The 15040-nt window shown below is 40.2% G+C and carries 15 protein-coding genes and 3 pseudogenes; 16 read left to right on the forward strand and 2 right to left on the reverse strand.

Annotated elements, in window-relative coordinates:
* Window positions 1-335: 335 nt before the first annotated feature.
* Entirely contained in the window at window positions 336-923 is a 588-nt protein-coding gene (locus JCM19033_RS26795; RefSeq protein ID WP_054637672.1) for a C40 family peptidase, read from the reverse strand.
* Between the two features lie 29 nt (window positions 924-952).
* Window positions 953-1360, reverse strand: a complete 408-nt coding sequence (locus tag JCM19033_RS26800) for a peptidoglycan-binding protein (protein ID WP_269758440.1) — start codon at window positions 1358-1360, stop codon at window positions 953-955.
* Between the two features lie 551 nt (window positions 1361-1911).
* Here JCM19033_RS26800 and JCM19033_RS20170 point away from each other — a divergent pair.
* The 16 genes and pseudogenes from JCM19033_RS20170 to JCM19033_RS28545 all read left to right on the forward strand — a co-directional run.
* On the forward strand, window positions 1912-2697 hold the full coding sequence (locus JCM19033_RS20170) for an ABC transporter permease (RefSeq protein ID WP_054637673.1): 786 nt from the start codon (window positions 1912-1914) through the stop codon (window positions 2695-2697).
* Entirely contained in the window at window positions 2697-2930 is a 234-nt protein-coding gene (locus JCM19033_RS20175) for an ATP-binding cassette domain-containing protein (RefSeq protein ID WP_054637674.1), read from the forward strand. Before JCM19033_RS20170 ends, JCM19033_RS20175 begins: the two co-directional genes overlap by 1 nt.
* A 61-nt stretch (window positions 2931-2991) precedes the next feature.
* The gene (locus tag JCM19033_RS20180) at window positions 2992-3426 is read left to right on the forward strand and encodes an ABC transporter ATP-binding protein (protein WP_054637675.1); all 435 of its coding nucleotides are present in this window, start codon (window positions 2992-2994) and stop codon (window positions 3424-3426) included.
* Window positions 3423-4640, forward strand: a complete 1218-nt coding sequence (locus tag JCM19033_RS20185) for a glycosyltransferase (RefSeq protein ID WP_054637676.1) — start codon at window positions 3423-3425, stop codon at window positions 4638-4640. Before JCM19033_RS20180 ends, JCM19033_RS20185 begins: the two co-directional genes overlap by 4 nt.
* 138 nt (window positions 4641-4778) lie before the next feature.
* A pseudogene (locus JCM19033_RS20190) lies at window positions 4779-6063 on the forward strand (nucleotide sugar dehydrogenase).
* Between the two features lie 20 nt (window positions 6064-6083).
* Window positions 6084-7450, forward strand: a pseudogene (locus JCM19033_RS20195) (nucleotide sugar dehydrogenase).
* A gap of 14 nt (window positions 7451-7464) precedes the next feature.
* The gene (locus JCM19033_RS20200; protein ID WP_054637677.1) at window positions 7465-9537 is read left to right on the forward strand and encodes a glycosyltransferase; all 2073 of its coding nucleotides are present in this window, start codon (window positions 7465-7467) and stop codon (window positions 9535-9537) included.
* A 50-nt stretch (window positions 9538-9587) separates the two neighbouring features.
* A complete protein-coding gene (locus JCM19033_RS20205) occupies window positions 9588-10301 on the forward strand; it encodes a glycosyltransferase family A protein (RefSeq protein WP_054637678.1) in 714 nt (237 codons plus the stop codon).
* Between the two features lie 131 nt (window positions 10302-10432).
* Window positions 10433-10711: an acyltransferase family protein gene (locus tag JCM19033_RS20210; protein WP_054637679.1), complete on the forward strand. Its 279-nt coding sequence runs from the start codon at window positions 10433-10435 to the stop codon at window positions 10709-10711.
* Between the two features lie 292 nt (window positions 10712-11003).
* The gene (locus JCM19033_RS20220) at window positions 11004-11537 is read left to right on the forward strand and encodes an acyltransferase family protein (RefSeq protein WP_374701276.1); all 534 of its coding nucleotides are present in this window, start codon (window positions 11004-11006) and stop codon (window positions 11535-11537) included.
* Window positions 11538-11880: 343 nt separating this feature from the next.
* Window positions 11881-12057, forward strand: coding sequence for a hypothetical protein (locus tag JCM19033_RS23870; protein WP_157049999.1), 177 nt, complete (start codon window positions 11881-11883; stop codon window positions 12055-12057).
* Window positions 12030-12731, forward strand: a complete 702-nt coding sequence (locus tag JCM19033_RS20225) for a cell wall-binding repeat-containing protein (RefSeq protein WP_054637682.1) — start codon at window positions 12030-12032, stop codon at window positions 12729-12731. The genes JCM19033_RS23870 and JCM19033_RS20225 overlap by 28 nt, the downstream gene beginning before the upstream one ends.
* On the forward strand, window positions 12719-13549 hold the full coding sequence (locus JCM19033_RS20230; RefSeq protein WP_054637683.1) for a polysaccharide deacetylase family protein: 831 nt from the start codon (window positions 12719-12721) through the stop codon (window positions 13547-13549). The genes JCM19033_RS20225 and JCM19033_RS20230 overlap by 13 nt, the downstream gene beginning before the upstream one ends.
* 509 nt (window positions 13550-14058) lie before the next feature.
* Window positions 14059-14316 carry a S8 family serine peptidase gene (locus tag JCM19033_RS20235; RefSeq protein ID WP_054637684.1) on the forward strand — a complete coding sequence of 86 codons (258 nt, stop codon included), beginning with the start codon at window positions 14059-14061 and terminating at the stop codon, window positions 14314-14316.
* 2 nt (window positions 14317-14318) lie between these two features.
* A complete protein-coding gene (locus JCM19033_RS20240; protein ID WP_269758442.1) occupies window positions 14319-14753 on the forward strand; it encodes a S8 family serine peptidase in 435 nt (144 codons plus the stop codon).
* A gap of 116 nt (window positions 14754-14869) precedes the next feature.
* Window positions 14870-14935: pseudogene (locus JCM19033_RS28545) on the forward strand (hypothetical protein); the annotation flags it as partial.
* Window positions 14936-15040 lie beyond the last annotated feature (105 nt).

The following is a 15040-nucleotide window of genomic DNA, read 5'->3' on the forward strand; positions in this document are numbered from 1 at the left end:
GCTGCAGTAGGAAAGATATATTACAGTAGGATGAGGTGCCAGGCACCGATGGGAGGATGTAACAAAAAACGCGTGGCCCCGCCCGCTGCAGTAGGAAAGATATATTACAGCCAAGAAGGGTGCCAGGCACCGCCGGGAGGATGTAACAAAAACGCGTGAATTCGCCCGCTGCAGTAGGAAAGATATATTACAGCGGGATGAGGTGCCGGGCACCCCTCCCAAAGAGGCACCCCTAAAAAAGCTGCAAAAATATATAAAAAAGCTGTTTACTCTTCTGCAAAACGGGTATTAAAAAAGTGACTCCCGATTGGAAGCCACTTTGCTTGTTATAGTAATTAGTTTACACGGCCAGCGCCAAGATATCTTTGGCTCCAGTAGCTGTTGCTCATGCTGGTAGTTGTTACACCAGTAGAAGCACCGGAATGGATGAACTGTCCGTTACCAAGGTAGATACCAGCGTGGGAAGGACCAGTACGAGTTTCAAAGAATACTAGATCTCCACGTTGTGGGTTGGATACGCGAGTGGTAGAGTTCCACATTTGGGCTACTGTTCTTGGTAAAGATACACCATGTTGGTTAAAAGAATATTGAATGAAACCACTGCAGTCAAAACCGCTTGGAGAAGTTCCTCCCCATACATAACGAGTACCAGTTTGAGCTTGTGCAGTACGGATTACATTTTCATAGCTTGCAGATACACCAGCTACTTGTGAAGATGAGCTGCTGGAGCTTGAAGAACTGCTGCTAGAAGAGCTGGTTGCGTTTGAAGAAGAACCAGATCCGCCTAGTGCACGGAACGTTTGTGGTCCGGCAATTCCGTCAGCTGTGATACCAGCAGAACGTTGGAAGCTTCTTACAGCCTGTTCAGTACGTGGGCCAAAAGTAGAACCAGTAGAACCGGAGAAATGTCCGCGCTCTTTCAATTCAATTTGTAGAGCAGCTACAGAGCTGTTTACCGCACCGCGGCGAAGTGTACCGTTGCTTTGGATCGTACCAATCTGTCGCTTGAAGAAACATTAGAGCTGCTGGAGCTTGAAGAACTGTTGCTAGAGCTTGAAGAAGAGCTGCTGCCGTTTACTCCAAGTGCTCCGAATGTTTGTGGTCCAGCAATGCCGTCAACTGTTATACCAGCAGAACGTTGGAAGTCTCTAACTGCTTGACGAGTAATTGGTCCAAAGTAGTTTGTTGTTGTATGGAAGTTGAAGTATCCTTCGTCTTTCAATGCTTGTTGTAGTTCTTGAACGTCACTGTTGTTCATGCCTGAACGTAGTGTTTGATCTCCTAAAGCTGCGTCGGCAACCGATACGGTACCAACCATTAAACATGTTGCAAATACTGTCGAAATCATAAATTTTTTCATAATGTGTCTTCCCTGCTTTATAACTCAGTTTATGTATAGGATTACTCCACTATTAATCCGTAACCTTGTTACAAACCAGGAATTCCCTCCTCTTATTTTCAAAGTTTTTTAGTTTTTAAGTTTAAGTTTCACGTTAAGTGATCTTGTATATATAGGTCTTTAGGTATGTTTGCTATGTATAAGACTAGAATTATATTCCTACATTTCCTGTTCACGTTACTTATCTTATCCCGAACCCTCGTCTATGGCAATGCTTGCTTGCTATTTGTAAAACAACTGTAATGTTTGTAAAACAAAGAAACATAGTAGCTTAATTTGTAATATAATGTAGAAAGGTAGAAATTTATCAAACAGACTTACCAATCATGCTCATAATTTGAATGTTATCGTTTTAAAATATAAGCACTGTTTTTTCTATATAGTTTCTTCCATAATATAACGAGCCGTCGGGCTCGTATTTAATTTGGTGTTTTGAAACAAAATATACATTGAAACCTTATTTATAAAGTAATATAATTCATTTGTTAAATAACAGAATCGGGAGTAATTAAATGTTTATTCTGAAAAAGTACTTCCGGGATATTAAAGAATCGAAAGATCTAATTTGGTATCTTACAATCTCGGATTTCAAATCACAAAGTGCTCGTACGTATATAGGGTTTATATGGTGGATTCTTGACCCGATCCTATATATGATGATTTTTTACTTCTTAGTTCAAGTCATTTTGCAGCGAGGTGGAGAAGACTATGCTGTATTCTTGTTTGTCGGCTTAATTCCATTAAAATGGACCATGGCCTGTTTAGTCGACTCAACTACGGCTATTTCTTCAAAAGTCAGGATACTTCAACAAATTTACGTACCTAAAATCGTGTTTATTACCGTGCGGCTATGCACCAATACATTAAAATTTTTAGTAAGCTCAGTCATGATGTTTTTGTTCTTGTTAGTGTATGGAGTAGATGTGACGACATTGGCATTTTACTACTTCCTCATAGCCTTCATACAGATGCTTCTCTTGCTGGGATTCATGATGATTTTAGCGCACGTAGGCGTGTTTTTTAGAGATATTAAAAACATGATGCAGTATATTACTCGGACATTATTTTACCTTTCTCCTGTTCTTTACACGCTGGACAGGGTTCCTGAGAACGTCATGCCGTTTCTCTATGTAAATCCGCTCACAACGTTTATTGTTTCGTACCGAAATGTCTTTTTATATGAAGAGCTTCCAATGTTTAGTTTCATGCTCATGTGGCTGGGTGTTGCGATCATCCTTATATACATAGGTGGGAAAATCCTGCACCGCTTTGAAAATCAATATGCTAAGGTGATTTAATGGCAAATAAAAAAGTAATAGACCTGAAAGATATATGGATTTCTTACCCTGAATCGTCTAATTTTTCCATGAAAAATCTACTTCGTCTCCGAAAGGACGAAGTATTTTGGGCGGTAAAAGGACTTAATTTTGAAATATACAAAGGAGAAGTGCTGGGAATCATCGGCCGGAACGGCTCTGGGAAAAGCACCCTTCTCAAACTACTGAGCGGTCTTATTCTCCCGACAAGGTGAATATAAAGTATACGGAAAAAGGCCTGTTCTACTCACGTTAGGAGCAGGCTTTGATGCAGAGTTGTCAGGAATAGACAACATCTACTTAAATGCCTTATACCTTGGCCATAAGAAAAAAGACGTAGACAGGGACCTTGAGAAAATCATTGAGTATTCAGAGCTGGGCGATTTTGTCTACAAGCCTGTACGCACATATTCTTCCGGAATGAAGGCAAGACTTGCTTTCTCTATTGCCGTCACACTGGATCCGGAGGTTCTTCTTATCGACGAAGTACTAGGAGTAGGAGACCAGCAGTTTAAGGATAAGTCCAAAGCAACCATTATGGATAAGATCCAGCAAAAACGGACGGTAATTATGGTAACCCACTCAGCAAATCTGGTAAAAGACATTTGTGACCGCGTCGTTTGGATTCATAAAGGAGAACAAATGGAAGTCGGACCTCCTGAAGAAGTCGTGCCAAAATATCTTGAATTCATGAAAGGGAACAAAAAATGAACGTCTTAATGCTTCTATTTAAGGATCTTCATAATGATGCCAGAGTGGTAAGAGAAGCAAATGCCCTTGCTAAAAAAGGATACATGGTTCACATTGCCTGCTTACAGGAGTATGACCATGAACCCAAGGAAGAGCTTCACGAAAATGTGTACGTGAACCGAATTCCGATTTTAAGCAAAAAGGCCAAAAAGTCACTAGGAGGGTACAAGCCCTCCCAAACAAGAAAAAAGACTTCCCTTGCCTTTAAAATAATTAGAAGCCCTTATATAAAGCTGGCAAAAGATTTCACGGGTTACGGTGAATTTTACCGGAAAATCCTGAAGTCCTATAACCAGATGAACTTTAAGGTTGTACATTGTCATGACCTTAATACCCTGCCAACGGGGTATTATCTGTCAAGGAAGTTTCAGGCAAAGCTCATCTTTGATGCACATGAGTTATTTAACGAAATGTCAGGAAGAAACGAACTCGACCGGACCATAGGATACAAACTTGAGGGATATTTCCTGCCAAAAGCAGATCAAGTAATTACAGTAAACCCTTTTATGGAAGAGGAAATGAAAAAGAAATACGGAAACTTTCCTTCGACCATCCTCCAAAACACACCAGAAGATATAGTCGAAGAGGAAGGGCGTACAGTTCCAGACTTACGGTCCCTCTACGGTTTGTCTAAAAATGATATTCTCCTTATTTATCAGGGAGGCCTAAGTCAGCAAAGAGGACTGGATCTATGCATTGAAGCACTGAGAGACCTTCCAAACGAGTATAAGATGGTGTACATCGGTGACGGTCCCCTTAAAGAAAGCCTTAAGGCAAAAGCCGAGGAAGAAAAGGTAAGCGATCGCTTCTTTCTCCATGAAAAAGTACCAGCAAAAGACTTGCTTCTGTATACGAAGCAGGCTGATGTTGGATTAGTGATGTATGAGAATCTCTCCAAAAATAATTACTATTCCACTCCGAATAAGATTTTTGAATACATGCTTGCCGGTATTCCAGCTGTCGCTTCAAACCACCCAGGGAAGAGTTACATTGTAACCGAGGAAGGAACTGGAGTGTGCACCAGTGAGGACGCTCACAGTATTGCTGAAGCGGTCATGAATATAATGGAAGATTATGAGCATTATAAATCTACATGTTTACGTAAAAAGTCTCGTTTCACGTGGGAAGTCGAACAGGATAAACTGGTTTCTCTCTATAAAACGCTGACAAAATAGGATAAAATACGCAAAAATACACACTTGACAGAGTTTGGTGCTTGAATTGAACAGGTAATTGCAATAAAATTCAAAGATAGAGGATTTTTATGTCTCGACATATTTCATGGAATTAAGCGAAATATGTCAAAGGTGGTTATTGGGATGAAAGTATGTGTAATGGGGCTCGGATATATAGGATTGCCAACCGCAGTGATGTTTGCAAGCTGTGGTTTTCGTGTGCATGGGGTGGATATTAACCAGGAAGTCATCAATTCCTTGTCCCTAAAGAAGCCGCACATTGAAGAGCCAGGGCTGGAGGAAACGCTTGGTCATGTTATTGAAGAAGGAAATCTTTCTTTTTCAAAAGAGCCAGAAGAGGCTGATGCCTTTATCATTGCTGTTCCTACTCCTATTACAAAAGAAAAGAAAGCAAACATAGATTATGTAAGAAATGCTATGGAAATGATTGTTCCTGCGTGAAGGAAGGGGATTTAATCATATTAGAATCCACCGTGCCTCCGGGGACAGTGGAAAAGGTAATGATACAGGAACTTCAAAAAACAGGACTTAAAGTAGGAGAAGAAGTATTTGTTTCTCATTCACCAGAAAGGGTCCTGCCTGGAAAATTGTTTGAAGAGCTGGTCTCCAATGACCGCATTGTTGGAGGCATTAATCAGGAATCAGCTGACAGGACGGCAACCCTTTACAAGCACTTTGTTAAAGGGACCATTCACATTACAGATGCCAAGACGGCGGAAATGGTAAAATTAATGGAAAATACGTACCGGGATGTAAACATTGCTTTGGCCAATGAGCTTGCCCAGATCTCCGATCAATTAGGCTGCGATGTGTGGGAAGCGATCAGGCTGGCAAACTTCCACCCGCGAGTGAACATTCATCAGCCGGGTCCCGGTGTCGGCGGTCACTGTATCGCAGTGGATCCCTGGTTCTTGCATGAAGCCTCTCCTGACAAAGCCAAACTGATTGAAACGGCAAGAAGGATCAACGATGAAACTCCTATGTATGTCGGGGGGCTGATTGAACAAATAACAGAATTTATCACAAAGCCGAAGGTTGCTCTTCTTGGCCTTGCTACAAAGGGAATATAGGGGACATGAGAGAAAGCCCTTCGTTAAAGGTGATATCGTATTTAAAGAAGCTTAATGTAGAGTACACCATCTACGATCCTTACGTAGAATCGAAGATGGAAGAGCAGGTATCTACAGTGGAGGAAGCTGTTAATGGGGCAGATTGTATAATCATGTTAACAGAGCATTCAGCCTTTAAGGAGCTTGACTACAAGAAGCTTTATGACTTAATGAACAATCATAATATTATAGATACAAAAAACGTGCTTGATGAGAAACTTCTATGTAATATTGGTTTTCAATATAAAAAGGTAGGAAAAGGTGCTTCACAGGTTCCTTACTTATTTTCCTAAGAAAGAAGGGTGTAAGATTAATGTCTAATACATTAATGGAAAAAATCTCAAATAAGAACGCTACTGTCGGGGTGGTGGGCCTTGGTTATGTCGGTCTTCCATTAGCAGTTGAAGTTGCCAAGCAAGGTTCAATGTATATGGTTTTGACGTTTCTGAGGAAAAAGTAAACCAGTTGAAGGACGGGAATTCATATGTGATGGATGTGTCTGACAGCACATTACAAGACATCATTGATGGAAGCTTTGTACCAACTACAGATTTTTCAAATATCAAGCATTGTGATGCGATCAGCATTTGTGTACCAACACCGTTAAACAAAACAAAAGACCCGGATGTATCCTTTATTAATGCTGTAGTACAAGAACTCATTCAATATATGACGAAGGATACTGTGGTCATTCTTGAAAGCACAACCTACCCGGGAACGACAGAAGAACTCATTAAAAATGTCATTGAGGAAGAAACTGATTATAAGGTCGGAGAAGATGTATTTTTATGTTTCTCTCCAGAACGTGTAGACCCAGGAAACCCTCAATTTAATACAAAAAATACACCAAAGGTTATCGGTGGTGTAACACCTACCTGCCTGGAAATTGGTTTAAGACTATACAATTCCTTCCTGGAGAACCTTGTTCCAGTTAGTTCCACAAGTGTCGCTGAAATGGTTAAGCTTCTTGAAAACACATTTAGAAGTGTAAATATCGGTCTTGTTAACGAGTTAACAGTAATGTGTGACCGTATGGATATTAATGTATGGGAGGTTATTGACGCAGCAGCAACGAAACCATTTGGTTACATGCCTTTCTATCCGGGACCTGGAATTGGCGGACACTGCATTCCTTTAGATCCTATGTATCTTTCCTGGAAAGCGAAAATGTTTAACTTCTATAACCGCTTTATTGAACTGGCAAGCGACGTCAATGGAAACATGCCAAGATACGTGCTTCAGCAAGTAAGTGATCTTCTAAATGAAAACGAGAAGCCAATTAAGAACTCCAATGTGTTAATTGTAGGGCTGGCTTATAAAAAGGATATAGATGATCTTAGAGAATCACCAGCCGTTGAGCTCTTCCGTTTGTTAGAAGATAAAGGTGCAAATGTTACCTACCACGATCCTTATGTGAAATCGTTCAAAAACCGTGGTGAGGTACTCGAGCCAGTTTCCCTAGACGAAAATACCGTCTCTAACTCTGATATCGTCGTGATTGCAACAAATCATACTGACGTTGATTACCAAATGGTGATTGATAACGCCCAAATTGTTTATGATACACGCAATGTAACGAAAAAGTATAATACTGGAAGCAATGTTGTATTGCTTGGTGGTTCTAAGCATGATGAAGAAGTAAGACTGCTGGAACAGAAATTCGGCTTAACCCCAAAATGATAGGAGTCTAAACAATGTCAGGGAATAATGAATTGAACAACTATTACAATGAAATGGAATTTTGGAGAACATACACCCAGTATTCCGCAAATAAAGCAGCGGGCAAACAAGTGCTCATTATAGGCTCACAAGAGCCCTTGCCTGATCTTCTTTCCTTGCTTGAACAGAAAGGCTGCTCAACTACTGTCCTGCTAGATTCAGAAATAGAGCCTCCCGTTCAGGCGATTAGTGAAGGACAAGTTCAATTCGTCTACGACCTTAGTGAAATCGATCAAAGTCTCTCATTTACTGATGTTATTGTATACTCCAAAATAACCCGGCAACAAAGCCTAGCCGGGTTATTTACTCTCATTTCTCCTTTTCTTAAGGAACAGACAAAGCTTGTCTATTACTATGATTTCTTAACAGAAGATGATGAGGCAACAATCTCTGAACTTAAAGATTTATCCCTCGAACAGAAGCTTTCTATTATAGATACAAAGATTCTGGAGAAGTATGTATTTTTTACAAGCGAAGTAAATCCATACATAAAAGTCAGTGAAGAGCCTGAAGAAACAGAGGTTGGCAAGTGGCTAAGGGTTACTCAGGATATTCTTTCCCATGTGAAAGAAAAATATCAGGATGTAGAGAAAGCTGAAGGATCTGAGAGTAATGTTGATCGTTTTATTGAAGCCGAGACGTTGAAAAAGATGGTAAGCTATCGTCTTCAAATGAAAGAACTTGAAGGAATGGTGTCTCATCTTGAGCGCCAGATCGGAAAAGAAAAGCAAAAACAAAAGAAATTAAAGAACTTATTAGATAAATCTAATAAAGTCCTTGCCGTACATAAAGAAAATGCATCAGCAAGGTACAGAATCGGCGACGCCATAATTAATTCTATGCGATCTCCCAGGAAGATGCTTGGCTTGCCTCGTACGTTGTATCGTATTTATAAGCAGACAAAAAACGGAGAGATCGTTCCTCGAAATGCTTCTTCCCAGCAGCAGAAGCAAGAAAAGGTGCAGCCGATTTCAGAAACAAAAGAAACGATTGTATTTGTACCAACAAATGGAGCAGGTCTTGGCCACTTAACGAGACTCTTGGCCATTGCCAGACGAGTGAAGAAGCTGGATCCCAATAAAGAGATCGTTTTCCATACAACAAGCTCGGCGATGCACTTAATCCTTCAGGAAGGATTTTTGGGATATCATTTACCGTCCAAGATGCTCTTCCCGAAAGAAATGACTGCGAAGCAATGGAATCAAATGCTGCACAACCATTTAAATGATGTCATTGATCTGCATCAGCCAGAAATGATTGTGTTTGACGGGGCATTTCCCTACGCCGGCTTAGTATCCTCCATGAGAAAAGATGAGGGGATCAAAAAGTACTGGGTAAAACGAGGTCAGCATAAGGAAGGCACAGCTGAGCTTGTTTCTGAGAAAGAAAAGTACTTTGACCGAATTCTTGTGCCAGGAGAAGCGGGAGCAAGCGGCAACATGGAAACACAGGATAAAGTGGTCCACAGTGAACCCGTTATCTATTTGGATAAGGAAGAGCTTGTCGGAAGAGAAATTGTACGGAAAAAGTGGAACATCCCCGAAGGTGCAAAGCTTGTTTACGTACAGCTAGGCGCGGGGAATATAAATGACATTAATTCCACGATTTCTATTTTGCTAAGAGAACTGACAAGCCGGGAAAATGTCTATGTGGTCGTAGGTGAATCTATTATTGGAACACGGATTGCCGTAGATATGGAAAGAGTCATGACAATTAGGGATTATCCTAACTCCATGTATTTTGGAGCGTTTGACCTGGCTATTTCAGCTACCGGTTATAATACGTTCCATGAGCTTATGTACTTTGGTGTGCCGTCTATCTTCTTGCCTAATGAGAATACGAAAACAGATGACCAGGTGGCCAGAGCAAATATTGCAGGCGACGCAGGGGCTGCGATCGTATTACGTGACCCGGGTGAAGATGATTTCAAAGAGGCCATTGACCGCGCGTTAGACCCAGAGGTTAACGAACAAATGAGAGAAAGCACGAAAAAGCTTGTTCAAATTAACGGTGCAGACCAAATTGCAAGAAAAATCGTGGAAAGCTAGCTTTTACGATGGTAAAGTGAAGAAAAAGGCATAGGTAAGGAGGCTCTCTTTTGCCAAAAAAGAAGATATTAGTATCCATTGCTTTTAATAACTGGGGATTACAGGATAAGGAAGAGAAAAGGCTGACAAAAGAGTGGATTGATTACCGGATGGAAGTATTCCAGACATTCACTTTAAAGAGCTTAAAGAACCAGACCAACCAGGACTTTATTACGTTTGTACAGTACGATCAAAGGTCAGAAGAACTTGTGCAGGATGCGTTAAACCAGTATGAAGAACTACCTGAAAACGTAAAGTTTGTTAAGAAATCAGCGTTCAACACGCTTGTAAACAAAGAAGTGGAAGGGCATGATTATTTCTATTTGGTACGAATTGATTCTGATGACATGTATCATAAGGATCATATTGAGTATTTGCACCAGCATGACCCTACAAATAGCGACACAGTAGTGATTACTAATAAAGTCGGCTATATTTATGACGCTCCTCAAGACAGGCTGGCTACAATTGATCTGCCGTCACCGCCATTTTATACAATTATTTATGATGCAAACGAGTACCTTGAAGGTAAAAGAATTAAGCTTAAGGGTCATTTATCTGTCCAAGAGCTTCCTCACGAGGAAATTACCGATAGAAGGTACTTAGTCATTATTCACCAAAGTAATACATCAACAAGTTTTGAAAATGGCTATGCGAAACAAGAAATTGAGGATACAGCTGAAAAAGAAGAAATTCTTGAGTGGTTTTTGGGAAGAAGAAAGTAAGCTGGATGGATAAACTGAAATCCAAGCTTTTTAAAAGATAGTTCATAATTTGTAAGAATTAACAACAGAAACCTTCTTGCTAAATTCTTTAAGATGGTATATCTTATGGAAGCGGAGCAAGGAGGTTTTTTATGAGCAAGAAAAAAGTAGTTAATGAGATTAACTACATCCGGGCGTTTGCGTGTTTGAGCATCGTGTTTATACATGCAGTGACTGTGGCAATAAATAGTGTAGCGATCAGTGGTGAACTAAGAAGCTGGATGCAGACATTTCAAGTTGCATTGATGTTTGCTACACCTCTTTTTATATTAATTTCTGAGTTTCTGCTGGCATACGCCTACCCTAAACAAGTACCAAAAAATTTCTTTGCTAAAAGGATTCATTATATTCTTCTGCCTACATCAGCATAGGGCTCATTTACGGACTGTTTGATATATGGTATGCAGGCGGATCATTATCACTGGCCGGATACTGGGATAAGGTCTGGAACATTCTTGTTTTAGGTTCCTGGTACGGTTATTTTGTCTTGATTATCTTTCAATTTTATATTCTTCATAAATTATTTGCTAAGCATTTATATAAGGCAAACCCTTTGATGATTCTATCAATCTCCTTTTTAGTAAATGCAGCGTATCTCTCAATCTTTTATTTTATGGACCTGTCGCTGGAATATCGGAAAGGTTTTGGGAGAGGCATTCGATCATTCCATTTCCAGGCTGGGTATTTTATTTTACAGCTGCCTATTATGCAGGGAAAAATTTTGATCAAGTGAAAGGCTGGCTTCAAAAGAATATTGTCTGGGTAACCGCCGGTGGTGCCGGTTTACTGATGTTCTTAGTGTTTAACCACAGAGCAGGCATCGTTACAGATGTCTCTTCCAAGAGAGTGGATTTGCTGTTATATACTTGCGTGGTTATGGCCCTTCTTTATTACGTGTTTACGAAGATCAAGCCCTTTCCAAAATGGGCTGTGCTGATCAGTAACTATTCATTCAGTATTTATCTTATTCACTTTATGATCCTGCGGGCGATACGAAAGCTCACTGATCAGTCGGTTGATATGAACCTTGCGGTGTATACCTTACTATTATTTTTTGTAGGAGTTATAGGATCTATAGTGATTGCATATATGATGAACAAGCTTCCATTTGGATCTTATGTCGTGGGTAAAGTAAATAGAATAAAATACACTCCGCCAGTTCAAAGAGAAGAGCTGCAGAAACCAAAAGCAAGTTAATAATATAGTAGGAGAAGAACACGGTTCGTGCAATGCATGTACCGTGTTCTTTTTTTGCTTTTCCCACCCTTTTTTCTTCAAGTGGTTGTTGTTTCCCTACAAAGAAACTCACGTCTTCTATATTTACTATCTGAACAGATAGACCCAGGTTAAAAATCATAGCTATTACCAATAAACAATGAACTTTAACAAAAAAATACAAAATATATACCATTTTTTTCTACTAATATGGTAGTATTTAACCTGTTAAAAAGTCATACAGGAGGTAAGATCTAGTGATAAAGATTTACAAATTTACAGCACCATTCATTTTCTCGTTTCTTTTGTTTTTTCAATAGTACATATGACAGAGGCAGGGTATCTGGATTTTGAAAGAGTAGCAGGTGAAAATCGTGTAGAAACGTCAGTTAAGGTTTCACACAAGGGGTGGCCGGAAGGACTTGAACACCCTGAAAAAGCCGTCATTTTAGAGCCGACGACCCGGCAGATGCTTTGTCTGCGGCTAGTATCTCAGGTGTAAAAGATGCACCTATTCTTCTTACTAATACGAATCGTGTCCCTGCAGCAGTGGTGACAGAACTAAAAAGACTTGGAACGGAGAAGGTTTACCTGTTAGGCGGAGAACAAGCGATCTCTTCAGCAGTGGAAAGCGAATTAAACAGCCAAGGATATAGTGTGCAGCGTCTTAAAGGAGATAACCGTTTTGAAACAGCAGCAGAAATTAATCAACAGTCAGGCGTGGATTTAAACGGTAAGGCGTTCTTGGCAAACGGCTCGACTATGGCTGATGCTCTTTCGGCTTCAGGGATGTCCGCTGTTCAGCAAATACCTATTTATCTGACTCGAGAAAAGGAGCTTCCAGTTGATATTCCTGAGGGAATCGAAGAAATTTACATATTTGGCGGAGAAGCGGTAGTTAACGAATCGATTGAAAAGAAATTGAAGGACAAAGGTCACAAGGTTACTAGAATAGATGGAACTAACCGATTTGATACAAATATTAAAGGGATTAAAGAACTACAGCCAGATTCTGATAACCATATTATTGTCCGAGGAACATCAACGAATACAACGAAACAAGATTTTCCGGATGCGGTAACAGCAGCAGGATTAGCTCACAGAACCAATGCAAGTGTTTTATTGACTCATCATGACCGTGCAGCCCAAGAGCTGAAAGCCACATGGGAACGATAAATTCTTATTATTACATATTAGGTGGTCAGAACGCCCTTCCGTATCCTGTGATAGGTGCGCTAGGTCTAACCTTGCCGGAATTTTCCCAGGAGGTACAAGTACTGACATACCATCATATTATCGACGAAAATGATGTTTCATCACGCCTTTACCGTGATAATGGCAATCTGCACAATACTATTGTTTTGAAACATGAGTTCGATAAACAAATGAAAGCATTGCATGAAAACAATTTTCATTCTATTTCCTTGAAAGATCTTGAAGAATTTGTAAAAGGAAATCGTAAAGTATACAAAAATAGTGTCCTTATTACCTTTGATGATGGGTACAAGAATAATTTCCTTCACGCTTATCCGTCTATGAAGCAATATGGTTTCACTGCTGCAAACTTTATTATTACGAACCGAATTACACAGGATACTCAACAATACGCATATGAAACCCGTAACCAGTATTTCAGCTGGGACGAGATAGCTATGGCAAGCGATGTGTTTGAGTATGGCAGCCATGCTCATGCCTTCCACACGACAGAACCAAATGGACAAGCTTTTCTTCTATCAAAAACAAGAAACGAAATAAGAGATGATGTAAAGGAAAGTCTTCGTCTTCTTGGAAACGGAACAACTGCATTTGCGTACCCATATGGTGCTTTTAATTCCACATCTATTCAGGCTTTAAGGGATGCCGGGATTACCATGTCCTTTACTGTTAGAAGCGGAAAAGTAAACCCAGGGGATGACCTTATGCGTTTAAATCGTACATCCATACGACCTTTTCATGATGTAAACGACTTCCAACGAATTGTAGGCATTAAATAGACTGATAGATTCATAGATATTATATAACAGTGCCCCGGTTACCGAGCAGGAGACCGGGGCTTTTCATATGTTCCAATTGTCAAAAATGATGTAAAAAAAGACTCACTTAGTTGGTAATAGATGTTAAAATAAAAGGTATAAAGTAGTTAATAAAATAGAGTTTCAGCAAAGAGGAGAATAAATGAAAAAGAAAATAGTAGCTGCTAGTGTGCTTTTTTTATGCCTTTTTCCACTAGACGATGCTTTCATGGAAGATGGCATGGTAAAGGTACTAGTGGAAAAAACCGGAAGCTGATGAGACTGTCACGCCATTTACCAAGGATAGTAATGAAGAAACACAAAGAATAGATGACCAATACGATATTGTTGAGGTAAGTGAAGAGGAAGTAGAGGAATTTTTAGAAACGAAAGAAGCAGAGAATGTATATGCGGAAGCAGAACAGCCTCTCATTCGTTTCTCTTCCCCTAATGACCCGCTGCTGTCTACTCAGGCGGTTGATTTAAATTTAATGAACGCCTACAGTGCCTGGGAGAGCTATCAGCCAGCAGGAAAAGCAGTCACAGCGATCTTAGACAGCGGAATATACCAAGCCCATGAAGACCTTGGATCCAATGTGATAAAAGGGAAAAACTTCGTACATAGCAAAGGAAGTGTGGAAGACATAGATGGCCATGGAACTCATGTGGCTGGAATTATCGGGGCAGTAACAAATAACAACAGGGGAATTGCCTCTTTGTCAAAAGGAAAGGTCGATCTCCTTCCTTGAAAGTGTTAGAAGGGGAAAAAGGGACGACGTTTGATTTGGCTGAAGCAATATTTTATGCCGCGGATCACGGAGCTGACATGATGAATATGAGCCTGGGCTTTGAGAACTACTCCCGCTATGTAAATGAGGCTGTCCAATATGCTAATGATAAAGGCATATTGATGATTGGTGCGTCAGGAAATAAAGGTAAGGATAAAGTGGATTTTCCTGCAGCCTTTCCGGAGGTATTAGCAGTAGGCTCTTTAAATGGAAGGAATACATCCTTATCTTCCTTTTCAAACTTCGGAGCAGAGATCAATATAGTTGCTCCAGGGTCAGAAATCATGAGTACATATATCGGATTTCCCAGTTCTTACAAAAAAATGAGCGGTACCAGCATGGCTGCCCCTCAAGTGACCTCTCTGGCAGCTATGCTAAAGGCGCAAGAGCTTCATTAGAAGGGAACCAGCTTAGAGAAATCATAGAAGTTCCGGCAAAAGACATTGGTCTTAGCCAGAAGTTCCCGTTAATAGATGCGGAGCAATCACTTTATTACTTACAATCTAAAAATCGAATATACGGAAGCAATGCCATTCAAACCTCTATAGAAATCGCCAAAGCAGGCTGGGAGAAGAGTGGGGAAAAGTCAGGAAGTTTACAAGGAAAAGAAGGGAATTTTGCTATTTTAGCTACCAATGCTTCATTCCCAGACTCGTTAACAGGTACGAGGGCTGCCTATGAATTA

This window comes from Thalassobacillus sp. C254 (assembly GCF_001310615.1).

Coding starts and splice junctions, on each gene's coding strand:
- JCM19033_RS26800 (WP_269758440.1), bottom strand. CDS start 1,360: ATGAAAAAATTTATGATTTCGACAGTATTTGCAACATGTTTAATGGTT.
- JCM19033_RS20170 (WP_054637673.1), top strand. CDS start 1,912: ATGTTTATTCTGAAAAAGTACTTCCGGGATATTAAAGAATCGAAAGAT.
- JCM19033_RS20175 (WP_054637674.1), top strand. CDS start 2,697: ATGGCAAATAAAAAAGTAATAGACCTGAAAGATATATGGATTTCTTAC.
- JCM19033_RS20185 (WP_054637676.1), top strand. CDS start 3,423: ATGAACGTCTTAATGCTTCTATTTAAGGATCTTCATAATGATGCCAGA.
- JCM19033_RS20200 (WP_054637677.1), top strand. CDS start 7,465: ATGTCAGGGAATAATGAATTGAACAACTATTACAATGAAATGGAATTT.
- JCM19033_RS20210 (WP_054637679.1), top strand. CDS start 10,433: ATGAGCAAGAAAAAAGTAGTTAATGAGATTAACTACATCCGGGCGTTT.
- JCM19033_RS23870 (WP_157049999.1), top strand. CDS start 11,881: ATGACAGAGGCAGGGTATCTGGATTTTGAAAGAGTAGCAGGTGAAAAT.
- JCM19033_RS20230 (WP_054637683.1), top strand. CDS start 12,719: ATGGGAACGATAAATTCTTATTATTACATATTAGGTGGTCAGAACGCC.
- JCM19033_RS20235 (WP_054637684.1), top strand. CDS start 14,059: ATGAACGCCTACAGTGCCTGGGAGAGCTATCAGCCAGCAGGAAAAGCA.